Genomic DNA, 848 nt, shown 5'->3' on the forward strand with positions numbered 1-848 from the left:
TCACAACCGCACGACTTTTGATCGGATAGTTTTGCACCAATTCAGCGATTTGGGACTCACAGCTTGGTTTTGGATCTTTAAAGGTTCGAAAACCTTTATCTTCATAAAAAGTAATTCCCCAACCATCACGGTGCGGGCCAGTACGACCTCCACGCTGCATCAGCCCTGTAAAGCTGAAACAGATATCCGTTGGAACATTGGCGCTCATGCCGAGCAATTCACACATCGTTTAACGAACTCCTTACCTAAACCACAGCCGAAAAAGTGGCTGCAGAAAATTATTCCATCTCTTTTTCAATCAACTGAATGATGATGTGAATAATCTTAATATGTACTTCTTGAATACGGTCTGCATAACCAAAGTGTGGTACACGAATTTCAACATCAGCAAGACCAGCCATTTTACCGCCATCTTTACCCGTCAGTGCGACGGTCTTCATGCCTTTCGCTTTCGCAGCTTCAATCGCTTTAAGAATATTGCCTGAGTTGCCAGATGTCGACAAACCAAACAGAACATCACCTTTGCGGCCTACCGCTTCAACGTAACGAGAAAAGACAAAGTCGTAACCAAAATCGTTACTGACACAAGAAAGGTGGCTTGGATCTGAAATCGCAATACCAGCGTATCCTGGGCGATTATCACGGTAACGCCCTGTTAGCTCTTCTGCGAAGTGCATTGCATCACAGTGCGAACCACCATTACCGCACGACAGCACCTTACCATCTTGCTTAAAAGAATCGGCAATCATCTTCGCTGCCGCTTCGATTTGAGCAATGTTATGGTCATCGCTTAAAAATTTGTTGAGCACTTCAGCAGCTTCGTTTAATTCACTTCTAATCAGATCATG

2 protein-coding genes are annotated in these 848 nt (G+C 44.3%); both read right to left on the reverse strand.

All coding sequences use genetic code 11. The annotated features are described in order from the left end of the window. The coding region (locus tag R7040_RS25530) for a class II glutamine amidotransferase (protein ID WP_318097435.1) at window positions 1-226 on the reverse strand (226 nt) is incomplete at its 3' end. 52 nt (window positions 227-278) lie between these two features. After that, the coding region (gene lpcA / locus R7040_RS25535) for a D-sedoheptulose 7-phosphate isomerase (protein WP_318097436.1) at window positions 279-848 on the reverse strand (570 nt) is incomplete at its 5' end.

The sequence above is a fragment of the Vibrio sp. 1069 genome (assembly GCF_033340555.1).